22 protein-coding genes and 1 riboswitch are annotated in these 24,520 nt (G+C 45.8%); of the genes, 14 read left to right on the top strand and 8 right to left on the bottom strand.

Going from position 1 to position 24,520, the window contains the following annotated elements; all coding sequences use genetic code 11:
- Positions 1-138: 138 nt before the first annotated feature.
- On the top strand, positions 139-1,941 hold the full coding sequence (locus FTT86_RS04300; RefSeq protein ID WP_180180650.1) for an ABC transporter ATP-binding protein: 1,803 nt from the start codon (positions 139-141) through the stop codon (positions 1,939-1,941).
- Positions 1,942-2,001: 60 nt separating this feature from the next.
- On the opposite strand, the gene phoU is transcribed toward FTT86_RS04300, so the two are convergent.
- Entirely contained in the window at positions 2,002-2,721 is a 720-nt protein-coding gene (gene phoU / locus FTT86_RS04305) for a phosphate signaling complex protein PhoU (RefSeq protein ID WP_180180651.1), read from the bottom strand.
- Between the two features lie 91 nt (positions 2,722-2,812).
- Complete coding sequence (locus tag FTT86_RS04310; protein ID WP_180180652.1) at positions 2,813-4,162, bottom strand: TolC family outer membrane protein; 1,350 nt, start codon at positions 4,160-4,162, stop codon at positions 2,813-2,815.
- A 292-nt stretch (positions 4,163-4,454) separates the two neighbouring features.
- Between FTT86_RS04310 and FTT86_RS04315 the strand changes: the two genes are divergently transcribed.
- From FTT86_RS04315 to FTT86_RS04345, 7 genes are all read left to right on the top strand, one after another.
- A complete protein-coding gene (locus FTT86_RS04315) occupies positions 4,455-5,486 on the top strand; it encodes a hypothetical protein (RefSeq protein WP_180180653.1) in 1,032 nt (343 codons plus the stop codon).
- An 86-nt stretch (positions 5,487-5,572) separates the two neighbouring features.
- Positions 5,573-5,705: riboswitch (TPP riboswitch) on the top strand.
- Between the two features lie 88 nt (positions 5,706-5,793).
- Positions 5,794-7,689, top strand: coding sequence for a phosphomethylpyrimidine synthase ThiC (gene thiC, locus FTT86_RS04320; RefSeq protein ID WP_168730890.1), 1,896 nt, complete (start codon positions 5,794-5,796; stop codon positions 7,687-7,689).
- A 76-nt stretch (positions 7,690-7,765) separates the two neighbouring features.
- Positions 7,766-8,401, top strand: coding sequence for an NUDIX domain-containing protein (locus tag FTT86_RS04325; RefSeq protein WP_180180654.1), 636 nt, complete (start codon positions 7,766-7,768; stop codon positions 8,399-8,401).
- Positions 8,398-9,210 carry a 3',5'-cyclic-AMP phosphodiesterase gene (gene cpdA / locus FTT86_RS04330; RefSeq protein ID WP_180180655.1) on the top strand — a complete coding sequence of 271 codons (813 nt, stop codon included), beginning with the start codon at positions 8,398-8,400 and terminating at the stop codon, positions 9,208-9,210. Before FTT86_RS04325 ends, cpdA begins: the two co-directional genes overlap by 4 nt.
- A gap of 210 nt (positions 9,211-9,420) precedes the next feature.
- Positions 9,421-9,948, top strand: coding sequence for an RNA polymerase-binding protein DksA (gene dksA, locus FTT86_RS04335; protein WP_004281072.1), 528 nt, complete (start codon positions 9,421-9,423; stop codon positions 9,946-9,948).
- 2 nt (positions 9,949-9,950) lie between these two features.
- Complete coding sequence (gene gluQRS / locus FTT86_RS04340) at positions 9,951-10,871, top strand: tRNA glutamyl-Q(34) synthetase GluQRS (protein WP_257229621.1); 921 nt, start codon at positions 9,951-9,953, stop codon at positions 10,869-10,871.
- Positions 10,872-10,928: 57 nt separating this feature from the next.
- On the top strand, positions 10,929-11,189 hold the full coding sequence (locus FTT86_RS04345; RefSeq protein WP_180180657.1) for a zinc ribbon domain-containing protein: 261 nt from the start codon (positions 10,929-10,931) through the stop codon (positions 11,187-11,189).
- Here FTT86_RS04345 and ftsW read toward each other — a convergent pair.
- The 5 genes from ftsW to FTT86_RS04370 all read right to left on the bottom strand — a co-directional run bounded on the left by ftsW (position 11,178) and on the right by FTT86_RS04370 (position 16,328).
- Entirely contained in the window at positions 11,178-12,374 is a 1,197-nt protein-coding gene (gene ftsW / locus FTT86_RS04350; RefSeq protein WP_004281069.1) for a putative lipid II flippase FtsW, read from the bottom strand. The genes FTT86_RS04345 and ftsW overlap by 12 nt on opposite strands.
- Positions 12,375-12,394: 20 nt before the next feature.
- Positions 12,395-13,741: a UDP-N-acetylmuramoyl-L-alanine--D-glutamate ligase gene (gene murD / locus FTT86_RS04355; RefSeq protein WP_180180658.1), complete on the bottom strand. Its 1,347-nt coding sequence runs from the start codon at positions 13,739-13,741 to the stop codon at positions 12,395-12,397.
- 162 nt (positions 13,742-13,903) lie between these two features.
- Positions 13,904-14,155: a DUF6587 family protein gene (locus FTT86_RS04360; protein WP_180180659.1), complete on the bottom strand. Its 252-nt coding sequence runs from the start codon at positions 14,153-14,155 to the stop codon at positions 13,904-13,906.
- Between the two features lie 59 nt (positions 14,156-14,214).
- Positions 14,215-16,071: a ferrous iron transporter B gene (locus tag FTT86_RS04365; protein ID WP_180180660.1), complete on the bottom strand. Its 1,857-nt coding sequence runs from the start codon at positions 16,069-16,071 to the stop codon at positions 14,215-14,217.
- Positions 16,068-16,328, bottom strand: coding sequence for a FeoA family protein (locus FTT86_RS04370; RefSeq protein WP_005101473.1), 261 nt, complete (start codon positions 16,326-16,328; stop codon positions 16,068-16,070). The genes FTT86_RS04365 and FTT86_RS04370 overlap by 4 nt, the downstream gene beginning before the upstream one ends.
- Before the next feature lie 174 nt (positions 16,329-16,502).
- On the opposite strand from FTT86_RS04370, the gene xerD reads away from it, so the two are divergent.
- From xerD to thrC, 4 genes are all read left to right on the top strand, one after another.
- Positions 16,503-17,420: a site-specific tyrosine recombinase XerD gene (gene xerD, locus FTT86_RS04375; RefSeq protein ID WP_180180661.1), complete on the top strand. Its 918-nt coding sequence runs from the start codon at positions 16,503-16,505 to the stop codon at positions 17,418-17,420.
- Between the two features lie 99 nt (positions 17,421-17,519).
- Positions 17,520-18,329, top strand: coding sequence for a DsbC family protein (locus FTT86_RS04380; RefSeq protein ID WP_005101478.1), 810 nt, complete (start codon positions 17,520-17,522; stop codon positions 18,327-18,329).
- 126 nt (positions 18,330-18,455) lie between these two features.
- Complete coding sequence (locus FTT86_RS04385; RefSeq protein WP_180180662.1) at positions 18,456-19,763, top strand: homoserine dehydrogenase; 1,308 nt, start codon at positions 18,456-18,458, stop codon at positions 19,761-19,763.
- 56 nt (positions 19,764-19,819) lie between these two features.
- Positions 19,820-20,959 carry a threonine synthase gene (gene thrC, locus FTT86_RS04390; protein ID WP_004281061.1) on the top strand — a complete coding sequence of 380 codons (1,140 nt, stop codon included), beginning with the start codon at positions 19,820-19,822 and terminating at the stop codon, positions 20,957-20,959.
- Between the two features lie 56 nt (positions 20,960-21,015).
- Here thrC and FTT86_RS04395 read toward each other — a convergent pair whose 3' ends face one another.
- A complete protein-coding gene (locus tag FTT86_RS04395; RefSeq protein ID WP_180180663.1) occupies positions 21,016-22,077 on the bottom strand; it encodes a serine hydrolase in 1,062 nt (353 codons plus the stop codon).
- A 219-nt stretch (positions 22,078-22,296) separates the two neighbouring features.
- Here FTT86_RS04395 and FTT86_RS04400 point away from each other — a divergent pair, with 219 nt between their 5' ends.
- Entirely contained in the window at positions 22,297-22,932 is a 636-nt protein-coding gene (locus FTT86_RS04400; protein WP_004281059.1) for a response regulator, read from the top strand.
- Positions 22,933-22,954: 22 nt separating this feature from the next.
- Positions 22,955-24,520, top strand: coding sequence for a PAS domain-containing sensor histidine kinase (locus FTT86_RS04405; RefSeq protein WP_180180664.1), 1,566 nt, complete (start codon positions 22,955-22,957; stop codon positions 24,518-24,520).

The following is a 24,520-nucleotide window of genomic DNA, read 5'->3' on the forward strand; positions in this document are numbered from 1 at the left end:
AGTATCCACATGAAAATACTGACATTCGACCTAAAGGATTACAACTGCTCTTCACAAATGACTACAACATTTATGCTTGTGGCTGGCATGATTCCTGCCTAGACTGAATTCAACTTTCACAATAAAAATAATCCTTTTATGAACTTATGGCAGCTGTTTCAGAAACTTCGTCCCTTTGTTCAGCCTTACCGGTTGCTGGTGATTGCCACGCTGATTCTGACCCTGATTGGCTCATTCACCGCACAGGTCAATGCCATTACCTTGCAATATGCGGTCGACAGCATCAATTCGCTACTCGAAGCCGGTCAAGGATTGGAGCAAGGCTGGCATATTCTGATCACGATTTCGGCAATTTTGCTCGGCAAAGAAATTATTAATGCCTTTGTCCAGTTCGGGCAGAAGTTCTATGGAGAGAAACTGCGGATCTTTGTCTCTCAGGACCTAGCCCAAGGGATTATTGAAAAATTTTTAAAATATCGTTTGGAATTTTTTAATCAGGAAAATAATCAGGCCGGTAAATTACAGACCCGGATTGACCGTGGTATTGGCTCACTGACCCGTCTGGTACAGATCTTTTTCATTGATATTTTACCATTATTTACCAGTGCCATTGTGGCTTTGGGGCTGATGTACTATGCCAATGTTTATGTCGGTCTGGTCGCGACTGCCATTGTTCCGATCTATTTCTGGCTGACCTATAAACAGGCGCAAAAACTGGGAGGCTGGCGCCGCAGTCTTCGCGATGGCCGGGAGAAAAAGAGTCAAGGCATTCTCAGCATCATCAACTCGATTACCGTGATCAAGTCTTTTAACCGCGAATCGATTGAATCGGAAAAGCAGCTCAGTTTACAGCGTGAGCTGACCGACAATCAGATGAAAACCCGCCAGACCAGTTTCCTGTTTGATGGCCTGAAAACTTTTCTGGAACAGATTGGGATTGTACTGATCATTATTCTAACCTCCTACTTTGTACTGGATGGCCAGATGAGTATCGGCATGATCATGTTTCATGTGCTGCTATTTAATAATGTCTCTGCTCCGATCCGATCTCTGCACCGGATTTATGATGAAGTGAATGATGCCATGATCTATTCAGAAAGCTTTTTCAAGATTCTGGAAGCCGATGATGAAATTGAACAAAGCGGTCAGCAGAAACCGGTTGTCCAAGGCAAGTTTGAACTCAGTGGCGTGAATTTTTATTATCCAAACGGCCACCATGCTCTGAAAGATATTGATATGGAAATTCGCCCCAATAAAATTACCGCCTTGGTGGGCTTATCGGGTGCCGGAAAATCCACCCTGATCAGTCTGCTGGATAAATTTTATGAACCGCAGCAAGGCCAGATCAAACTGGATGGCATTAATCTGAAAGATTATGACACCCAATATCTACGCGATCATATTGGTCTGGTCTTACAAAAAAACCATATTTTTCAGGGCACCATCTTTGACAATATCCGTTACGGCAAAACTACTGCCTCAATGGAAGATGTAATTGAGGCGGCAGAAAAAGCCTCGATTCATGAGCAGATTTTACAGTTACCGGATGGCTATGACAGCGATGCCTTGATGCTGTCTGGCGGCCAGCAGCAACGGATTGCCTTGGCACGGATGTTCCTGAAAAATCCACCGATCATTTTTCTGGATGAACCGACGGCGAGTCTGGATGCAATTGCCACGGAACAGATCAAACAAAGTCTGGACCAGATCAAGCAAGGCCGTACCGTGATCATCATTTCGCATAGCCTGTCGCAGATTATTGATGCGGATTATACCTATGTAATGAAAGAAGGAACGATTGCCGAACATGGTGAACACGACCAGCTTTATCATCAGCAAGGCGTATATAAGGAAATCTTTGATGCGATGGCCAAAAGCCTGAATATTGAAAAAATTGCCAAAACTTTTGAAGATGATGCTGAGGAAGAAACTCATAGTTAGCTTTTCTATCCCAATAAAAAACCTCCGAGCTGGAGGTTTTTTTATTTAAGTCTGGAACGTTTAACGCTGAACTTTCTGTTCAATTTCTTCAACGCTGGTATGACGCACATCAAAACCTTTGACCATATAGATCACCTGTTCCGAAATATTCCGGGCATGATCGCCAATTCTTTCTAGCGAACGCAGCACCCATAATACATTGATGACACGACTGATATGCCGCGGATCTTCAATCATATAAGTCATAAGCGTACGTGTGGCTGATTGATACTCACGGTCAATATCCGCATCTGCCAACATGACCTTCAAAGCTTGATCTACATCCAGACGCGCAAAAGCATCCAGTGCATCATGAATCATCACCCGCACCTGGTTGCCAATATGCCGGGTTTCCATATAACCGCGCGGTGAGCCGCCCTCTTCACATAAGCTTTGTGCAATTCGGCCTATTTTCGAGGCTTCATCGCCAATCCGTTCCAGATCGGTATTGGCCTTGGACATGGCAAGCACCATACGTAAATCAATCGCGGCAGGATGACGGCGCGCCAGAATCAGGGTCAGCCCTTCATCAATATCTCGTTCCATCTGATTGACGACATTATCTTGAAACTGCACATCTACTGCCATTGAGACATCTGTGTCCAATAGGGCATGAATGGCATTAGCTACCTGCTGTTCTACCAGTCCGCCCATCGTCATGAATTTGGTATTTACGTCCTGCAGTTCTTCATTAAATTGCGAAGAAATGTGATGACTTAATACAGGATTATTTGGACACAAGGAAAGCTACTCCTGAACGATAGAGGACAATGATCAATAATAAATCATATTAAAGCATATCTATGATGAAAGTTTGATGACAATAGTAGCCTCATAGAGGCTGAGGCGAATCATATTCAATCAGCCAGGCATTCAGCTCTGCCAGTTCCTTTTCGGTTAACTGCCCGACCGAGGCCTGCAATTGCAGCACATGCAACAGATAATCATATTTGGCATTCAAATAATCGGTCTTGGCAGAAAAGGCATTACGCTGTGCCAGCAACACATCGACCATGGTTTTTAAGCCTTCCTGATATTGGGCTCTGGACGCTTGTGAGACAATTTCCGAAGAGTCCATCGCGGCTTTACGTGCATTGAGTTTGGCCTGATCGGTTTCTACCTGCATAAAGGACTGTTTCACATCGGTATTGGCTTTGCGGATGGCCGCATCCAGTTGCGCTTCACTTTTTTGCACATTGACACCGGCCTGACGGATACTTTTTTGTGTGCGTCCACCGCTAAATACATTCCAGTTCACTTCCACACCTATCTGGTCGAAATCTCCATTGCTGGACATAATCGTGGCCGGACTTTGCTTTAAATAGCCATAGGTTCCGACCGCTTCGACCTGCGGATAGAGTGCAGCCTGCTCGACCCGTTTGGCATCTTCAGAATAGCGCTTTTGCAGACGCGCTTGCAGAATATTCAGATTCTGGCTTTGTGCCAATTCGGTCCAGGACTGCATATCACTTGGAACCGGTTTCTGGAACTGGAAATCGTTGCGTAATACCGCCAGATTTTCCTGATAAGGGCCGATTAACTGTGCCAGCTGTTCTTGGGCCAGTACCAGCTGAACCTGGGTCGAAATCCGGTTGGCCTGGGCACTCTGATACTGGGCATTGGCTTCACTGACCTCACTGCGCGCTACCAGACCTTCTTTGAGCTTAGCATTCATCATCCGTAACTGCTCAGACAGTGCCTGCTCTTCCTGTAAATATGCCGTAGTCAAAGACTGCTGACGCAAGACATTAAAATAGGCTTCGGCCACCTGTAAAATATGCTGCTGTTTTTGCAAGCGCAGATTGACTTCACTCAGTTCGACCGAGGTCTTGACCTGCTTATAGCCTTGCCAGGCATCCCAGCGGAATAAAGGCTGACGTGCAGTAACTGCCACCTGACGGGTTGTAGTACTTGAGGTAGTCAAACTGGCAAATTGTGGATCGGCCGGTGTATCGGTCGACTGGTTTTTACGGGTCACATTCCCAGATAAAGTCACGGTCGGCAGCAAATTTCCGCTGGCAATCCCCAGATTGAGCTGATCGGATTGGTACTGCAACACATTCGCCTGCCAATTTGGATCATTTTGCTGGGCGCGTGCATAGGCTTCTTGTAAATCCAGGGCAAAAATCGCCGGACTAATTAATAGCAATAAACCGGCCATGACACTGAGTTTTAATTTCATTTTATAGTGTTAACCCCTAACAGCCATTCAGATCAAAAAATTCTGGCGCTTTAAGCTAAGCCATACTAAAGAGATCTCTTGAATTTTTACGTATGATTTTTATTAATTTTTTAATATAAAGATCAATTTTTATCCATCATTAATTCAATTTTCTGGCTCCCATACCGGCAATGTAACAAAGCAATTCACAATACTAAACATAGTATTTTAGTTTGATCTATACAATATCTCCCAGTAAGGCCGTTATTTTCTGAATTCACCTATATATACAGAGTCCTGAAGCATAGTGTTAATGCCATTCCCGTCGATATTCAAAGCCTGTTTGTTTGCTGGTAGCGTGCTGCTTCTTGGGGGCTGCCAACAGCCCTCAGATCCACAGATCCAGGTCGAACAGACTGAGGCGAAGCAAACGCAAAGTCCAGTCAGTGACTTTAGCCTCATGTGCCAGAATATTGAAAAAAATATGTCCCAGATTAATGACCAGCGCACGACGTTTGCGCTGGAGCAGATTAATCAAGATCTTAAAGTGTGCCTGCCGTTGATGGACTTGGCTGAGCAGAAGTACCTGATGCAGCGCTCTACCGAAATGTATCAGCGCTTTTTAAAGGTGGATCGCACCGAGTTCCAGCAACGCGCCTTTGAGCAATATGCACTGGAAATGGCCCAGCATCCGACCATTCAGCATGCGCATTTTCAACAGCTCACCTCACGTGACCAGTATCTGTTAAAACACAAAGGTCAGGCTTATGTAGAACTGCTGGATCTGGGGGATGGTACTTTACATTATCGCCGTAGTCCGGAATATCTGGCGCGTATTTTTGCCCCTTATTTACCAGCCGCTGAAAAAGCCTTTATTGAAAATCTGGCGGAACAGAATATGGAACCAGTACTGGTGGAAAAACGCCTGCAGATTGAAGCCGCTGATATTGCAGCCCGCAGCCTGCTTTGGGAAGACTATCTCAAGACTTATCCGAATAGCAGTTATAACCGCGATGCCGAATATCTGCTGAAGCAATATACCTATTTTCTGTTTAGAGGTACCGAACAATCACCAGTGTCGGAAGACTATCGCGACCGTTATGCGGTCGATACCAGTCATCTGGAAACTATTATTGGAATGTCGAGTGGTCAGAAATCAACACTATCCACACAGGCACGCTTATTTCTGGAATTTCTGGACATGACTCCGGAACAGCGCCAGCAAGCCTTGCCTGCCGATTATAGAAACCGCTCGGAAGCAGAACAGATTCTGTACTATGCCCAGATCAGTCCGCCCTCACAAAAATACGATAAAGACTGTTTTACCGATGCCATCTGCATCTAGTTCATTTGACAAGGTCTGAATCACTCCTTGCTTAAAGTTGAGAGATTTAAACCTGTTTATTCTGCCTAAACTGAGCTAAGCTTTAGCCTCGCTTGACGGAGCGCGAGTAAATCCTCGCTGAGATCATGTGATTCCTTTTGTCGTTATCAGGAATTGAGCATGAGTACCGTTGAACCTGATCAGGTTAATACCTGCGTAGGAATCAAGCCAGCTAAAAACTCAACCCTTGCTTTATCTGTTCAGGATAAATCTGCCTACGTTTTTGGTCGTGCTTGATTCGTTGATGTCATTCATAAGGATCATAGCCATGAACCAGTTAACGAATCTTTCTTCTGAAACTTCTCTCTCCGCTCATGAACAGGAAGCCCGTGATCTAACACGGATTCTGCCCGCTTCACGTAAAGTCTATCTGCAAGGTTCCCGTCCTGATATTCAGGTACCCATGCGGGAAATTTCCTTAAGTGAAACCCCGACCAGTCTGGGTGGCGAACATAATCCACCTTTGATGGTCTATGACACTTCGGGTGTGTATACCGACCCCAACGTGACGATTGACCTGAACAAAGGTCTGCCGAATGTTCGTGAAAGCTGGATTGAACAGCGCAACGATAGCGAAATTCTGGATCAGCTCAGTTCTGAATTTGGCCGCCAGCGTTTACGCGACATCCGCACAGCCGCGATCCGTTTCGCGCATATTCAAAAACCACGCAAAGCCAAATGCGGCCGCAACATCACCCAGATGCATTATGCCAAGCAAGGCATTATCACACCGGAAATGGAATACATTGCCATTCGTGAAAACCTACGTCAACTCGATGGTGTCGATATGCGCCAGCATCCGGGCCAGAATTTTGGTGCAAAAAACCTGACTGAAATTACGCCAGAATTTGTGCGTCAGGAAGTCGCCGCCGGCCGCGCGATTATTCCGGCCAATATCAATCATCCGGAACTGGAACCGATGATCATCGGGCGTAATTTTCTGGTCAAAATCAATGCCAATATTGGTAATTCTGCACTCGGTTCAAGTATCGAAGAAGAAGTCTCGAAAATGACTTGGGCGACGCGCTGGGGTGCAGACACGATCATGGATCTGTCGACCGGACAGAATATCCATGAAACCCGGGAATGGATTATCCGGAATTCTCCAGTGCCGATCGGAACCGTACCAATCTATCAGGCACTGGAAAAAGTCAATGGTGTGGCTGAAGACCTGACTTGGGAGATCTTTAAAGACACCCTGATTGAACAGGCTGAACAAGGCGTGGACTATTTCACCATTCATGCCGGTGTGCTTTTGAGATATGTACCACTGACGGCGAATCGCTTAACCGGTATCGTATCGCGTGGCGGTTCGATCATGGCGCAGTGGTGTCTGGCACATCATCAGGAAAACTTCCTGTATACCCATTTCGATGAAATCTGCGAGATCATGAAAGCCTACGATGTGTCTTTCAGTCTTGGCGATGGCCTGCGTCCCGGCTGTGTGCAGGATGCCAATGACGAAGCGCAGTTTGCCGAACTTCGAACTTTGGGCGAACTGACCCACCGCGCCTGGGAACATGATGTTCAGGTGATGATTGAAGGTCCGGGCCATGTCCCGATGCATATGATCAAGGAAAATATGGACCTGCAACTCGAAGTCTGTAAAGAAGCACCCTTTTATACCTTGGGGCCTTTAACCACCGATATTGCACCGGGTTATGATCATATTACTTCAGCCATCGGCGCTGCGATGATTGGCTGGTATGGTACCGCAATGCTGTGTTATGTGACGCCGAAAGAGCATCTCGGCTTGCCAAATAAAAAAGATGTCAAAGATGGCATTATTACCTACAAGATTGCCGCACATGCAGCCGATCTGGCCAAAGGTCATCCGGGTGCACAGGCCCGGGATAATGCCCTGTCCAAGGCGCGTTTTGAGTTCCGCTGGGAAGACCAGTTTAACTTGAGTCTGGATCCGGACACGGCGCGCAGCATGCATGATGAAACCATGCCGAAAGCCGCGCATAAATCCGCGCACTTTTGTTCCATGTGCGGACCAAAGTTCTGTTCAATGAAGATTAGCCAGAATGTTCGTGATTATGCCAGTCAACAGGCCAATCCTGATCAGCCGGCAAGCTCTCAGGCCGAAATTGAAGCCGGCATGAATCAGATGAAAGCCAGCTTCCACAACTCTGGTCAAAATTTATACCACAAACTATAAAACTGTAAAAAAAACAGTTGTCTTCAAAAAAAACTCAGATAGGATGAAAATAAATCAATTCATTCTATCTGAGCATATGAATATTATTAAACAGGCCTCTTATAATAAAAAAGACTTTAGCGTAGAGGCACGTGAGTTCTTGTACCGGGGATTTATTCAGGTAGAACAAGTCAGCCTGAAACACCGTTTATTTAATCAGGAAAGCTCAACCCCTGTTTTGCAACGTGAGCTGATTCACCGGCCAGAAGCAGCGGGTGTGCTGATGTACAACCATCAACAGCAGAAATTCGGCCTGATTGAACAGTTCCGGATTGGTGGACTGGACGATATCGATTCTCCTTGGCAACTCGAAGTGATTGCTGGCGTTCTGGATGGCAATGAAGCGCCTGAAGCGTGCATCCGCCGCGAGGCACTTGAAGAATCAGGCTGTACCCTGGATGAGCTACAGCACATTTTCAGCTTCTATCCTTCCGCCGGAGCATGTTCCGAATTATTTCATTTATATGTGGCCCAGACCGAATTACCTGAACAGGGTGGTGTTTTTGGCATGCCGGATGAAGGGGAAAATATCCAGCTGCATATTCTGGATTATGCCGATATTCCGTTCTTGCTCACGAATGGTCGCTTAAGAAATGCGCCTGTCATTATGGCCTTACAATGGTTGCAACAACATATTCATACTGCAGGAATATGTCTAAGGGGAAAGACATGAGTTTTCAGCAGTCAAGCACAAGCACACAGCCGGATTGGACCATTATCCAGATTTCTGATACCCATTTGATGGATCGGGAAGAGCTGGAATTTGCCAGGATGAATCCCGAGCAGAGTTTTCATGAGGTAATGCAGCAGATCCAACAGCGCTTTCCCCAAATGGATGCATTGATTCATACCGGTGATCTGGCACAGGTGCCGGTCGAACAGACTTATCAGCGCTATCTAGAATATATTCAGTCTTTAAACGTGCCGTATTATCAGATTCCAGGTAACCATGACGATTCTCAGGTGTTTCCTTTTCACCAGAATGCGAATCAGGTACATGCCATTCATTTTGGCACCTGGACCATGATCCTGTTAAATAGTGCCGTTCAAGGCAAGATCGATGGCTGGGTGGAACAAGCTCAACTTGATCAATTGGACCAATTATTGCTTGAATTTAAACATCAGCATGTCATTGTGGCTTGCCATCATCATCCTTTTGCGATGAAATCGCACTGGATTGATCAGCACCGGCTGAAAAATGCTGAAGATCTGAAAGATGTACTGGCTCGGCATCAGAATATCAAACTGGTACTATTTGGTCATGTGCATCAGGATTCCTGTAACGAATGGCATGGTATCTACTTTTTATCCACGCCATCGACCAGTGTGCAGTTTAAACCTAAAAGTGAAGATTTCGCGCTAGATCAGGCGGCACCAGGTTATCGTGTATTACATTTGCAACAAAATGGTGAGTTTGATACCTATATTGAACGGGTGGCATTGAGCCAGCAAAATATTAATACCGAAATTTCAGGTTATTAACTTTTCAATTTGTTTTTTTTGCATTACTTTATTGCAACCAAAGGAAATGTGATATGCATAGTCCAGACATCAAAGACTATCAATAAGCATAAAAAGTCTATATGATGACGGCCCCCATAGGAGGATAATCTTTCTACAGGGTGGATAAAAAACTGCATATCACCATATTTTTTGCGTAGCAATCATACGCATAGATGAGGAATGCCCTAAATGGCGAATGACAACCAAAATCAAGTCTTAGACAATCAAACTGATGTTGTAGAAGAGAAAGCTGCAAAGCGCGTACGCAAATCTAAGCCTAAAACGACTGACGGTGGTTCTACTGCTAGCTTATTTGGTATTGAACCTTATCAACCTAAAAAAAATGAAGAATACATGTCTGAAGGTCAGCTTCAGCATTTCCGCCAAATCTTGCTGGCTTGGAAAGCTGAGTTGATGTCAGAAGTGGATCGTACCCTGAATACGATGCAAGACGAAAATACTGCTCTTCCAGATGTGAATGACCGTGCCACTCAGGAAGAAGAGTTTGCGATTGAGTTACGTACCCGTGACCGTGAACGTAAACTGATTCGTAAAATCGAACAGTCGATCGAAGCAATCCAGAATGATGACTATGGTTTCTGTGAAACTTGTGGTATCGAGATTGGCTTGCGTCGTTTAGAAGCACGTCCAACGGCTACTTTATGTATTGACTGCAAAACCCTTGCAGAAATCAAAGAGAAGCAAAATAACGGTTAAGTATGTCTGTAAATAATCCTCCCCTAACCCCTCCTTTAAAAAAGGAGGGGGACAACAGGATGGCTTATGTGGGCCGGTTCGCGCCATCGCCAACCGGCCCTTTGCATTTTGGCTCCCTCATTACTGCTGTTGCCAGTTACTGCGATGCCAAAGCCCATCATGGTAAATGGCTGGTCCGGATTGAAGACACCGATATTCCCCGCATTTATCCCGGCAGCGAAGAGCATATCCTGCGTGCCATGGATGCCTTTCAGCTTGAACCTGATGCCGAAATCATTTTCCAGAAAGACCGTTTAGATATTTACGAAGACGTCATCCAGCAATTACGTCAGCAAGACCTAGTCTATGCCTGTCAATGTACCCGTAAAATGCTCGGTTCCAATCATATCTATCAGGATACCTGCCGTGACTTGGGTCTGGCTTTTGAGCATCAGGCCATCCGTTTAAAAGTTGAAGATGTTGAAATCTGTTTTGAAGACCGGCTGCAAGGTCAGCACTGTTCAGAACTGAAAAAAGATCTGGGCGATTTTGTCTTAAAACGTCGTGACGGCATTATGAATTACCAGCTGGCTGTAGTAGTCGATGACTATCTGCAAGGTATGACTCATGCGGTACGTGGAGCTGATCTTTTAGATAATACCGAACGGCAAATCTATCTGGGACAGTTACTCGGTTATCCGCGTCTGAGCTATATGCATCTACCGCTGGCAATGAATGATCAGGGGCAAAAACTGTCAAAACAGAATCTGGCCCAAGCACTGGATTTAACTCAGGCACCCCAATTATTAAAACAGGCACTTCAGGCTTTGCATCAGGCTGAAGTTGATTTGGACACTCTCGATCGGATGCTGCAACAGGCGGTAGTACAATGGGACATTGAGCGGATTCCACATACAACTGAGCTACAAGGTCACTATTTATAAAAACAGCTTTTCACTTAAGCTAGACTTCTAGAATGAAAAATTGATAGGAAGAAGAGTATGTTTTTTATTTTTGGCGTCGGCCCTAAAACCAAAACCATTGAGAAAAGCCAGTTTCTGTGTCCGATCTGCCGTACTCGTTCGGGCTATGAGCTAAAACAGCAGCGTAATTATTTTTCTTTATTTTTTATACCCTTGATTCCACTTTCCAAGCCTAAATCTGCTTTTGTGACCTGTTCCAATTGTGGAACCGCAATGCCGAGCACGGTACTGGACCATGCTCAGCCAGAGCCAGGACGAAACTCCAATCTAGAAGCTTGATTCTTCGCGGCTTGGATTGACCTGACGCGTGGTCGAATCAATTTTCAGAATCAGACTGATCATGACCGCACAGATAATCAGGGATGAACCGCCATAACTAATAAATGGCAAGGTCAAACCCTTGGTCGGCAACATGCCCATATTCATACCGGCATTCACCAGAATCTGTAACAGGAAAATGATGCTGATGCCATAAGCCAGATAGCCGGCACGCAAATATTGATGCTGCAAGGCGCGGTGTCCAATGCGGATACAGCAAACCAGCATGGTGAAGGACAAGATCAGGATGGTTGAAATGCCTAAAAAGCCAAATTCTTCACCCAAAATTGCCAGCATGAAATCGGTATGCGCCTCAGGCAAATAAGACATTTTCTGGATACTATGCCCCAAGCCTACCCCTGCCCATTCCCCACGGCCAAAGGCCATAAGGGCATTAGAGAGCTGATAACCGGTGCCTAAGGGATCTTCCCAAGGATTCGAAAAAGACAGCAGACGTTGCAGACGATACGGTTCCAACAGAATCGCGGCAGCAAATGCGCCGACCAAGGTCATAAAAGCCACACCGAACTGAATCCACGGCGCACCCGCCAGAAAGAACACGCCAAGCATGGTTAAGGTAATTACCACGGTTGCACCCAAGTCAGGCTCGAGAATAATCAAACCGACGGTAGCACCCATGATGGCACTTAAACGGACCAGACCCTTGATATTATTCCGTACTTCTTCCGCACGGCGCACCACGTAGTCTGCAGTAAAAATTGCCATCATCACTTTGGCGACTTCCGAAGCCTGTAAGGTAAAGCCTGCGATCCGAATCCAGCGTTTGGAACCATTGACTTCCGTCCCGACAAATAGCACGGCCACCAAAAGTACGATGGTAATAATCCACAAAAAGAAAGTGTTATTAAACCAGACTTTTAAGGGGATTTTATAAGCCAGAAAAGCTGCTACGGCAGCGACAAAAATCGAAATCCCATGTCGGCTAATATAGTGAAACGGATTTTCATGCATACGTTCTGCATAGGGCATCGAGGCCGATGCCACCATGATCGAACCAATGCAGAGCAAAGCCAACACACAGAAAATCAATACATTCCGTGGATTCACTTCAGCAGGTATTCTAGGTATCCACTGCGTATAAAATTGATTTAATTTATTGATCGTAGTCTGAGCAAACCCAGCCATATCACGAATCCTTGTTATTCTTAATTGAGTTCATTCACATACGCAACAAACTTGCGACCACGCTCAGGATAACCCGAGAACATATCAAAACTTGCGCATGCAGGAGACAATAGCACGACATCATGTGCCTGAGTGTGCTTTTGGCAGATTTCTACCGCCTGCTGCAAGCTGTCCGCATGAATCAGTTCAGTGGTACCCGCAATCGCTGCTTCAATGACGGGACGATCTTCACCGATTAATACCGCTACTTTGGCATATTTGCTTAATGATTCACGCAAGGCTTTAAAGTCCTGCCCTTTGCCCTGACCACCGAGAATAATCGCGACTTTACCGCCTTGGGCTTCAATGGCCATGCCCAGACCGTCCAGTGCTGCCAAGGTTGCGCCGATATTGGTACCTTTGGAGTCGTTATAATAGCGTACACCCTGTACTTCCTTGACGAATTCACAGCGATGTTCCAGACCTTTAAACGTCTTCAAGGTATCCAACATGCTGTCCAGTGGCAAACCAATCGCTTCACCCAGTGCCAGACAGGCCAAGGCATTGGCAACATTATGCGTGCCCTGCATATACATCTTGGTACTTTTCAGCAGACGCTCACGACCACGCGCCAGCCAAATACTGCCATCGGTATCCTTGAGAATACCGTACTGGTTCATATCCGGTGCATTTAGACCAAAGCTTTGTATCGGTGTTACGTCTGGCACCAGAGGACGGGTCAAAGAGTCATCACGGTTATAGACGACTTTTTTTACACCCTGGAAAATCCGGTGTTTCGCCGTGTGATAACCCATCATATCGCCATGACGATCCAGATGATCTTCACTCATGTTCAACACCACCGCGACTTCAGCCGCCAGATTTGAGGTGGTTTCCAGCTGAAAACTGGACAGCTCGAGTATATACAGCTCAGGATCGTCTTTAGTCAGGTCTAGCGCAGGACGACCTAAGTTACCACCGACAGCGACTTTTTTACCTGCATCCGCTGCCATCAAGCCAATCAAGGTCGTCACGGTACTTTTGGCATTAGAACCGGTAATTGCTACGATTGGCTTGTCTGTAGCACGGCGTAAAATCTGGATTTCACTGACTACTGGAATGCCCTTGTTGATGGCTGCCTGAATTTCAGGAAGTTTAGGATCAAGTCCTGGGCTGATCACGATTTCTTCCGCAGACAACAACAGCTCGGCATCAAACTGACCGAAACTGGTCTGAACCTCAGCCGGAATCTGGTCATGTCCGGGCGGATTAGCTCTAGAATCTGTTACTGCAACGCGGTAGCCCTGACTATGCAAGAAATTGACTGCTGCAACACCTGATATTCCGAGTCCTGCAACGACTTTTAACCCACCACGTTGTATTAACATTTTCGCCCCATATTTTGGTCTATTTTGAAACTGACGAAATGGTAGCACTTTGCTGTTTTGAATGCCTTTTCTGATTGGCCTTTCTGCACATTTTTTTTGTGTCCATGCGTAAAAAAACCGTCATGATCATGACGGTTTTTAAAATTGAGCCAGAACAGGAAATTATTTCCATTTCACCGCTTGTTGGGCTGGCTTTTCTTCTACACTTTTTTCTGAAACTGGACAGGCACAGTTGCCACCGCAGCCTGCAGCCACACTCGGTTGCAGCCATTTGGCCAGACGCTTCCAGCCCTTGGCTGCACAGGCATCAGACAGCTTCTGGAAGACTGAGTTAGAGGTGTTCGGAAACACCTTTCTGAATACTACCAGCATGCTCCAAAGCACCAGTGCTGTCACAATTAGAATTTCAATCATCTCAATCTCCCATACATATACAATGCAGCAAATTCAATTGGCCAAGGCCAAGCTGAGATTTAGCCCAAATAATATGAAGCAATTTGATAAGTCAGGAATGACATGAAATATGCCAGACCAAACAGGTAAACAGTCATGATACTGACGGTTTTCCAGGAACCGGTTTCACGTTTAACCGTTGCCAGAGTCGCTAGACAATGTGGTGCATAAATAAACCACACCAGCAAAGACAAACCTGTCGCAACTGACCAGCCCAGATCATCTCCACCGCTGATCAGCGCAGCCAGACCTTCAGACATCGCATCTTCATCAACTGCCGACATCGCATAGACTGTGCCCAGTGCTGCAACGACCACTTCACGCGCTGCCATCGCCGGAATCAGGGCAATACAGATCTGCCAGTTAAAACCGAGGGGTGCAAAGATCGGTTGCATCAGATGACCGAGCATCCCTGCCAATGAATAATCAATGGCCGGCAGGGTTGCGCCTTCTGGTGGCTGCGGGAACGTACACAGGAACCACAGCACAATCGATAAGGCGAAGATGATGCCGCCGACACGTTTCAAGAAGATTTTGCCGCGATCCAATAAGCCGATCCAAACGTTCTTCAAGTCCGGAAAACGGTAGCTTGGCAGTTCCATCAGCAGCATGTGCTGTGATTTATCTTTGTGGAAGAATTTCAACACAAAAGACACCAGCAAGGCACTTACGATACCTGCCATATAAAGACCGAAGAGCACCAGACCTTGCAGATTCAGGAAACCCCAGACAGTTTGTGCGGGTACAAATGCCGCAATTAGCAAGGCATAAACTGGCAAACGCGCCGAACAGGTCATTAAAGGTGCAACAAAAATCGTGGTTAAACGATCTCGTGGATCACTGATGGTCCGCGATGCCATGATGCCGGGAATGGCACAGGCAAAGCTGGACAATAACGGAATAAAGGCACGTCCTGATAAACCGGCTTTAAACATCAGTTTATCGAGCAAGAAGGCTGCACGCGGTAAATAACCCGATTCTTCCAGTACCAGAATAAAGAAGAACAGAATCAGAATTTGTGGCAGGAATACGACTACTCCGCCTGCACCGGCAATAATCCCATCTACCACCAGACTATTCAGTAATGGGTGCGAAATATATTCGCCGAGGAACTCACCCAGCCAGCCGAAGAAGGTTTCAATCCCATCCATAAACGGCGCAGCCCAGGCAAATACCGCCTGGAAAATCACGAACATCATTACAGCTAGGCTGAGTAAGCCCAATACCGGATGCAGAAAAATCTTGTCGAGGAAATCGGTACGTTTATCTTCCTGATGGACGAAATTGACGACGTCATTCAGAATATTTTCCACGCGCTGGTGACTTTCACCTTTCAAGCCACTGAGTTCGGTCTGCGGTACAGAATACTTGCCCTGATCTAGCGCATTTTTCAGGTTTTCAATCCCTGAATTGCGCACAGCCACCGTTTCTACCACAGGTACGCCCAGTCGCTCAGACAGCTTCTGGGTATTGATCTGCATGCCACGACGGCGTGCTTCATCCATCATGTTCAGCACAACCAGCACCGGACGACCCAGTGCAATCATTTCCAGCACCAGACCCAGATGCAGTTTCAGATTGGTGGCATCTACCACACATAAAAATGCATCCTGCTCCTGCTCTTCCGCAATTTTACCTTGTACGACGTTGCGGGTGATTTCTTCATCCGGACTGGTTGCATCCAGACTATAGGTTCCCGGCAAATCCAGTACCCGTACCGCTTTGCCTGAGGCAAGCTGAAACGTACCGACTTTACGTTCAACCGTCACACCCGCATAGTTACCGACTTTTTGGCGCGTTCCGGTTAAATGGTTGAATAATGAAGTTTTACCGCAGTTAGGGTTACCGACAAGGGCAATACGTAATGTATCACTCATGCCGACACCGCCTGTTCGATTTCAATTTTGGCTGCTTCTGATTTACGCAAAGCAAAACGTGTGAATCCAACTTGAATCAAAATGGGATCTCCACCAAAAATACCTTTAGTAATGACCTGTACCTTTGTACCTGGTACAAAGCCTAAAGTTTCCAAACGACTCGCAACGACATCGTGTAGAGCACTTTCACCATCAGCTGTTCGACTCACTTTTCGAATGATGGCAATTTGTTTTGCTTTTAAATCAGACAAACGCACCGTGAAATTCCTAAACTATTTTGTACAGTATACAAACAAATGAGAATAATTAACAAATAAGATTAATTACATTTCGATTTAGCCTTATACCACATCGACACTGTCATAAAATTAAACTACAGTGGAGAATACCAATCCCGATTATCGCTTTTTCAGATCAGATCCTTTCACCCTATGCTGAATAAAAAACCCCGTATTCCTGCCCCTGTCCAGATTCCTGATGCGTTCAGTTATTTGCAAGGTTTTCGTGATTATCTGATTGCACAAACGGTCAGCCCGCATACCCGCAATGCCTATTTGTCCGATCTGGTGCAATGTGCAGAATGCCTGAGCAAGCCTCTACCGGAATGGAATCATGATAATATTTCCGATGTACTGATTGCGCTGACCAAACAGCAAAAAAGTCCACGTTCGATTGCCCGCTGCCTGTCTGCCTTGCGTTCATTTTATAAATTTCTGCGCGAGCAAAAACTGCGTAGTGACAATCCGGTGGCTGCACATAAAACCCCAAAACTGGGCCGGGCCTTACCCAAAGATCTCTCCGAAGCAGATGTCGAAGCCTTAATTCATGCCCCTAATATCAACACGGCATTAGGACTGCGTGATCGAGCCATGTTCGAAGTGCTGTATGCCTGCGGACTCCGGGTGACCGAACTGATTAACCTGCGTCTGGAACTGATCAACTTAAAACAGGGTTATTTACGTATCGTCGGTAAGGGCAATAAAGAACGTCTGGTTCCAATGGGACAAATGGCCTGTGAATGGGTGGGAAAATATCTGAATGAAGCCCGTCCGCAACTGTATAGGACTTCGACCGATTATCTGTTTTTGACCCAGCATGGCGGTATCATGAGCCGGCAGAATTTCTGGTATGCGATTAAGCGTTATGCGCTGCAGGCCGGCATTCAGTCCGAACTGTCACCGCATACCTTACGTCATGCCTTTGCGACACATTTACTCAATCATGGCGCAGACTTACGCGTAGTGCAGATGTTGCTCGGGCATAGTGATCTGTCTACCACCCAGATTTATACCCATGTGGCACAGGTACGGATGCAACAGCTGCATGCCACCCATCATCCACGTGCTTAAAACATATCCGGATGGAATAAACTGAGAAGTTTGACGTGTGGGTATTTTTTTTTGTTATGCTAATACTCTGTTTTTAATCCAAGAAGAAAAGGGTTTTTTATGACATTTGCCCGCTCAAAAATTTTTATGGCTTGCACACTTGCTGCTGGTTTGGGTCTGACTGCATGTTCCAATTCCACTAACAACGATAAAAAGCAAGAGTTGACTGCAAGCGCACCGGCGACGGGCGAAGCCTCTACCCTAACCGAACGTAATGCAGAACAGCGTCTGGCGTCTACGTTGGAAAAGCATTTCAAAACTGCTGGCATCAGTGCCAAAATTACCGACATTAAAGCCACTGAAGTTCCAAACCTGTACTGGGTGAGTCTGGAAGGCATGTCTGCGGTCTATGTCACCAGTGACGGTAAATATCTGATACAGGGCGATGTGATCCGTCTCGGTGACAAACAGCTGCACAATGTCAGCGAGAACCTGCAAGCAGGTATCAACAATAAACTCTTTGCCGAACTCAAGCCAGCAGACTTGCTGGTCTATCCAGCCAAAGGTAAAGCAAAGCATGTGGTCTATGTGTTTACTGATGTCAGCTGTCCATATTGTCATAAATTCCATGAGCAAATGGATGAGATGAATGCCAAAGGCATTGAAGTGCGTTATATCGCCTGGCCACGTGGTGAACAGCATATGCCAGCTATGGAAGCGATCTGGTGCAGTGCCGACCGCCGTAGTGCCTTTGACCAGGCGATTTCTGGCGCACAGATTAGTGCAGAGAAATGTGAAAATCCTGTTCAAGATCAATATCAAATGGGTCTGAATATGGGCGTGAATGGTACCCCTGCCATTTATAATTCAGCAGGTACTTATCTGGGTGGTTACCTGTCTACATCGGAATTATTGAATCGGCTTAAATAACTCATTTTAATAAGTTATTTAACTTTATTTTATAGATAAAGATATTCTGAAATGACCCTAGAGTCGGGCGGGTTTTTTAGCTATGATCTAGGCTCTTGTAAAAAACTGTTTAATTTGGAGTGTGACGTGAAACCAGTTCGTCTGGCAATCCTCGGTCTTGGTACTGTAGGTGGTGGTGCCTTGAAACTATTAAAAGAAAATGCTGCTGAGATCAAACGTCGCACCGGTCGTGAAATTGAAATTACCCATGTAGGCACCCGTCGTCCACGTCCTGATCTGGATCTGCCAGCATCAGTCAAACAGAGTGCCGACTTGATGGACATCGTACGTCAACCTGATGTAGACGTCGTGGTGGAAGTCATGGGCGGAATTCATCCTGCTTTTGAAATTATTATGGAAGCCATGAAACATGGCAAACATATTGTAACGGCCAACAAAGCACTCTTGGCTGAACACGGCAACGAACTGTTTAAAGCGGCTGAAGACAATGCCGTACAGATTGCCTATGAAGCCGCAGTGGCTGGTGGCATTCCGATTATTAAAGTGATTCGTGAAGGTCTGGCAGCCAACAAGATTGAATGGCTGGCCGGTATTATTAACGGCACGGGTAACTTCATTCTTAGTGAAATGCGTGAAAAAGGCCGCGCTTTTGAAGACGTGCTAAAAGAAGCTCAAGAACTCGGTTATGCCGAAGCCGATCCGACCTTTGATGTGGAAGGAATTGATGCAGCTCACAAGCTAACGATTCTGGCCTCATGTGCCTTTGGTATTCCACTACAGTTTGACAAAGTCTTTACTGAAGGCATTGGCAAAATCACTGCACAAGATGTGAAATATGCAGAAGACCTCGGTTTCCGGATTAAACACTTGGGTATTGCACGCCGTACCGATGCCGGGATTGAACTCCGTGTACACCCGACCCTGATTCCAGATGACCAGCTGATTGCCAATGTGAATGGTGTGAAAAATGCGGTTCTGGTACAAGCCAATGCGGTCGGCCCAACACTGTACTATGGTGCGGGTGCGGGTGCGGGACCAACGGCTTCTGCGGTTGTTGCCGATGTGGTTGATATTGTCCGTGACATCATTTACACAGAAGACGGCGCAGGCACCATTCCACAACTGGCTTTTGAAGCGCTCAGTGATTTACCGATCTTGAGTCGCGAACAAATGACCACCGGCTATTACATCCGTATTAATGCCGAAGATCAGATGGGCGTGCTTGCCGATGTGACCACGATTCTCAGTCGTGCCGGCATCAGTATTGATGCGATCATGCAGCAACCGCGTTTATCCAAAGACCTTATTCCTATCGTGATTCTGACCGATCCTATCGTCGAATCAAAAATGGATGCAGCGCTTTCACAAATTCAAGCATTACCCGTCATTCATGGCGAAATTGTACGAATTCGTTTAGAATCGCTTGATAATTAATCGGGTTGAGGGGAGGATTCCCCTTGCCAAGCTCTACACACAATTGGAACATCATCATGTCGAATGCCAATCGTTATACTGGTTTAGTTGACCGCTATCGCGACCGTTTACCAGTGTCTGCAACTACTCGTGCGATCTCTTTGGGTGAAGGTAATACTCCACTGATCAAGCTTGAGAATATTCCACGCATTATTGGTAAAGATGTTGAAATTTATGTGAAGTACGAGGGCTTAAACCCGACTGGTTCATTTAAAGACCGCGGTATGACTATGGCGGTGACCAAAGCCGTTGAAGAAGGCTCTAAAGCCATCATCTGTGCATCTACTGGTAACACCTCTGCGGCTGCGGCTGCTTATGCGGCTCGTGCCGGCATCAAAGCATTCGTGCTTATCCCTGAAGGCAAAATTGCCATGGGTAAAATGGCTCAAGCGATGATGTATGGTGCGATCACCATGCAAATTCGCGGTAACTTTGATGACGGTATGCGTCTGGTTAAAGAAGTTGCCGATCAGGCACCGGTAACGATTGTAAACTCAATCAACCCGTACCGTCTGCAAGGTCAAAAAACCATTGCTTATGAAATTGTTGAAGCTTTAGGTCGTGCACCGGATTATCACTGCCTGCCAGTCGGTAACGCGGGTAACATCACTGCGCACTGGATGGGTTATACCGAAGCGGTTGCCAACCAGTCGAAAGAAGAATTTGAGCAAGTCGTTTACGATGCTGAAACTGATGCTTTCACTGGTCCTAAACCGGCAGGCTTGCCAATCATGGCAGGTTATCAAGCGTCTGGTGCTGCACCTTTCCTTCGTGGCGGTCCAGTAGAAAATCCGGAAACTGTTGCAACTGCGATTCGTATCGGCAATCCGCAAAGCTTCAATCATGCTAAAGCGGTTGTTCGTGATTCAAACGGCTGGTTTGATGAACTGACTGATGCGGAGATTCTTGAAGCTCAACGTCTGCTTTCTATGTATGAAGGTGTATTCGTAGAGCCTGCGTCTGCTGCGTCTGTCGGCGGCGCGATCCGTGACATTAAAGCGGGTAAAATTGCTGAAGGTTCAGTGATCGTATGTACCGTAACGGGTAACGGTCTGAAAGATCCAGACACTGCTATCAAGCAATGTGCTGATGCCGTGATGTTGTCGATTGATGCAACTATGAGTCAAGTTAAAGACTCTATTCTGTCGAATATGTAATTTCGGCCAGAATTAAAAAAACCCTGCACTTGCAGGGTTTTTTATGAACCAATCAATTAGATTCGTTTAGGTTGCTGGCTGACCCAACTCATTAAACGGGTCGCATCATTGGTACGCGCCTGTGAGCTGTTTGCGCCTAAAAGTACCACCGCCACCGGACGGTTATTCAGAGTCGTGTGCATCACCACACAGCGCCCTGCTTCATTAATAAAACCGGTTTTAGAAATATTGATATTCCAGCCGCCATTACGTACCAAGGCATTGGTATTATTAGATTTCAATACACGATAACCCAAGTTAAAGTCATAGCTTGGCGTGGTCGAGAACTGACGAATCAGGCCGTATTGAGAGGCAGTATTCACCAAAATCCCTAAGTCACGAGCTGATGCCACGTTGCCCGGATGCAAACCTGTCGACTCCATGAAGTGGGTAGAATTCATACCCAGCTCTTTGGCTTTGGCATTCATTTTGGCAATAAATGCTGATCGACCACCCGGATAGGTTCGTGCCAAAGCGGCAGCAGCCGGGTTCTCGGACTTCATCAGAGCAAATAATAAAGCTTCAGCACGGTTCATGCTGTCTCCTGCTCTTAGTGTCGAGCTTGAGCTTTTACAACCTGAACAGGAAAAATCAGCCTGTTGCAGGGTGATTTTTTCCGACATATTCAGACGTGCATCAGAAATCACCACCGCTGTCATCAGCTTAGTAATCGATGCAATCGGATAGGCAGTATTGGTATTTTTGCTAAACAGCACTTCACCGGTTTGTGCATCCATGACCAGTGCAGCCCGTGCATTGACAGAAGGTTGATTACTAAAATGATTCGTATCAATAATCTGTGGCGCAGTATAAGCAGGTTTGGCTGCTGTTGGCGCTGCTGTGCCGGCCTGACGCAAAGTGGTAGTCACTGTGGCTGAACCGGGTGGCGACGGCTCATTGGCTGACGCATTAAAATCATCGCTCATTAACTGGTTAACTTCTTCAGAAGACCAACTAATGCTGGAACCGTCCTCTGCCGTGCCAGAATTCATAATGATTTCAGCAAAACTTGTCGTGCTCATGCTGATTAACACGGACAGGCCGAGTAGATGCCTTAAAGACTTGTTTATTTTCTTCACTATTCCTTCACTCAACTAACAGAGGTAAGATTGATTTGCGTATTACCTCTAATATGCCTTACATTTAAACACAATGCCGAACATTTTTTGTTCTTGACACTGTGTGATAAGTTTCAGATTTAATCTTGCGAATAGGATTGCTAATTTTGTACTTTCATTGCAAGCTTATTTTGCTTTATGTAACAAAAAAATGATTTTTTTAACAGAGGGAGAGCGTAGGTGATCACAGTTTTAGTTGTGGACGACCATGAATTAGTTCGTACTGGAATTTGCAGAATGCTAGAAGACCATGCGGAGGTTCAGGTAATTGGACAAGCTGAATCTGGTGAAGAAGCGATCTCTCTAGTTCGTCAACATCATCCTGATGTAGTTTTGTTAGATGTGAATATGCCGGGCATTGGTGGCGTAGAAACCACGCGCCGTCTACTTCAGAGTGCGCCGGAAACCAAAGTTTTGGCGGTTAGCGGTTTAGCAGAAGAGCCTTATCCGTCCCTGTTATTGAAAGCCGGTGCCAAAGGTTATATCACCAAAGGGGCCCCGATTTCGGAAATGGTCCGTGCGATTAACAAAGTCATGCAAGGCGGCAAATATTTCAGTGCAGACATTGCGGAACAGTTAGCAAGCTCTTACCTTTCTGATACACAACAATCGCCTTTTGATGCATTGTCAGAGCGTGAAATGCAAGTCGCGATGATGGTCGTGAATTGTATCAGCGCCCAAGAAATTGCCGACAAGCTCTTTGTGAGTGTTAAAACCGTGAATACTTATCGTTACCGTATTTTTGAAAAACTGAATATCGATAGCGATGTTAAACTGACTCATCTGGCCATGCGCTATGGACTCATTAAACCTTAGTTTTTAACGATTTCCGGTGCATATGGCACAACAAAAAAACTATGCTGAACTGAATCAATACCATCTCGGTATCTGGTACAGCGCTTATCGTCTGCTGATCAGCACCGGTTTGTTGCTGATTTTTATGCTGACCTACCCCGAACTCACCACCGATTATCAATACCCGCAGCTGTATTATTATGCACTGGGAATCGGGGTTGCGATCAATACCGTACAGCTGTTTGTGCTGAAATGGATCAGACGCCTGATCCAGCCGCAGCTGATTATAATTTTTTTTAGCGATGTCTGCGTTTTAAGTTTGCTGACTTTGGCGAGCGACGGTCCTAATCTGCAAATTGGGCTGTTGTTTGTGATTACTATCTTTTCTGCATCTTTATTATTAGATGCAAAAAAGGCCTTGGTCGTCACCCTCATTGCAGTCATTAGTGTTATTTATCAGCATTTTATCGGCAGTATTTTTGCGTTTTCTTCACTCAGCAATATCAGTAATAGCGCCCTGCTGGCCTTTTTGTTTTTTGTGGTTTATGGCACTGGACAAATTGCCGTGCGCCGTTTTCAGATTCTGGAAAATTTGAATTTTTCTCAATCGCTGGAACTGCATCGCTTACAGAATATTAACCGCTATATTCTGGAACAGATTGAAACCGGTTATCTGGTTCTGGATGAAAACTATCATGTGGTACTCAGTAATCCTGCCGCCTGTAATCTTCTTGGAATTGAGTCCAAATACGGCCATGAGAAATTTACTTTATCTCAATCACAGCCAGATTTATTTGAACTGATCCATTTTGAAACGCTAGAAAATGGTGAGCGCTTTCAGTTTGAATCCCAGCAAAGTCGCTATAATATTCATGTGCAGGTGCAAAAACTGATTGTGCCGCATCAGACTCTAATGCTACTGGTGTTACAGGATGCCAAAAAACTGAATCAGCAGGTGCAGCAACTTAAACTTGCTGCACTGGGTCAACTCTCAGCCAGTATTGCCCATGAAATTCGTAACCCCTTGGCGGCCATTGTGCAGGCCAATGATTTGTATCTGGACTCAGAAACTGAACAGCAACAGCTACTCCAGCAGATGATTGGCCGACAGGCGACCCGGATTGACCGGATTATTCAGGACACGCTGAATATGGTCAAAAATAAAGAAACCCACCCGATACCGATTCATCTCAATGAATTTATCCCGTTATTTATCCAGGAAGATCTGGCCGATATTCGCGATCAGATTCAATTTAATATTGATATTCCGCTAGTGATTCAGTTTGATGAAGCACAATTCCGGCAAATCCTGATTAATCTGATTCGTAATGCCATTCGTCACAATTCAGCAGATGCAGCCTATATTCAGCTGAATGTGCATCCTTATGAACATCGGGTCTGGATTGATGTACGGGATTTTGGCTCTGGCGTAGCCGTACATGATCAAGCTCTATTGTTCAAACCCTTTTTTAGCACATCGATTAGTGGTACCGGATTAGGATTGTATTTATCACATAGTTTTTGCGAAGCAAATCAGGCACAATTAAACTATATACAACAAGAACAGGGCGCATGCTTTCGCATCAGCTGTCAACGTATTACGCTTTAA

Origin of the sequence: Acinetobacter sp. YH01021 (assembly GCF_013420255.1) — a bacterium.
Classification (GTDB): domain Bacteria; phylum Pseudomonadota; class Gammaproteobacteria; order Pseudomonadales; family Moraxellaceae; genus Acinetobacter.

Bases quoted from the DNA above. Each gene is read 5' to 3' on its own strand.
- FTT86_RS04365 (WP_180180660.1), bottom strand. From the start codon at position 16,071: ATGAGTGATACATTACGTATTGCCCTTGTCGGTAACCCTAACTGCGGT.
- cpdA (WP_180180655.1), top strand. From the start codon at position 8,398: ATGAGTTTTCAGCAGTCAAGCACAAGCACACAGCCGGATTGGACCATT.
- dksA (WP_004281072.1), top strand. From the start codon at position 9,421: ATGGCGAATGACAACCAAAATCAAGTCTTAGACAATCAAACTGATGTT.
- FTT86_RS04300 (WP_180180650.1), top strand. From the start codon at position 139: ATGAACTTATGGCAGCTGTTTCAGAAACTTCGTCCCTTTGTTCAGCCT.
- FTT86_RS04360 (WP_180180659.1), bottom strand. From the start codon at position 14,155: ATGATTGAAATTCTAATTGTGACAGCACTGGTGCTTTGGAGCATGCTG.
- thrC (WP_004281061.1), top strand. From the start codon at position 19,820: ATGTCGAATGCCAATCGTTATACTGGTTTAGTTGACCGCTATCGCGAC.
- FTT86_RS04315 (WP_180180653.1), top strand. From the start codon at position 4,455: ATGCCATTCCCGTCGATATTCAAAGCCTGTTTGTTTGCTGGTAGCGTG.
- thiC (WP_168730890.1), top strand. From the start codon at position 5,794: ATGAACCAGTTAACGAATCTTTCTTCTGAAACTTCTCTCTCCGCTCAT.
- FTT86_RS04345 (WP_180180657.1), top strand. From the start codon at position 10,929: ATGTTTTTTATTTTTGGCGTCGGCCCTAAAACCAAAACCATTGAGAAA.
- murD (WP_180180658.1), bottom strand. From the start codon at position 13,741: ATGTTAATACAACGTGGTGGGTTAAAAGTCGTTGCAGGACTCGGAATA.
- FTT86_RS04380 (WP_005101478.1), top strand. From the start codon at position 17,520: ATGACATTTGCCCGCTCAAAAATTTTTATGGCTTGCACACTTGCTGCT.
- gluQRS (WP_257229621.1), top strand. From the start codon at position 9,951: ATGTCTGTAAATAATCCTCCCCTAACCCCTCCTTTAAAAAAGGAGGGG.
- FTT86_RS04310 (WP_180180652.1), bottom strand. From the start codon at position 4,162: ATGAAATTAAAACTCAGTGTCATGGCCGGTTTATTGCTATTAATTAGT.
- ftsW (WP_004281069.1), bottom strand. From the start codon at position 12,374: ATGGCTGGGTTTGCTCAGACTACGATCAATAAATTAAATCAATTTTAT.
- FTT86_RS04325 (WP_180180654.1), top strand. From the start codon at position 7,766: ATGAATATTATTAAACAGGCCTCTTATAATAAAAAAGACTTTAGCGTA.
- FTT86_RS04405 (WP_180180664.1), top strand. From the start codon at position 22,955: ATGGCACAACAAAAAAACTATGCTGAACTGAATCAATACCATCTCGGT.
- xerD (WP_180180661.1), top strand. From the start codon at position 16,503: ATGCTGAATAAAAAACCCCGTATTCCTGCCCCTGTCCAGATTCCTGAT.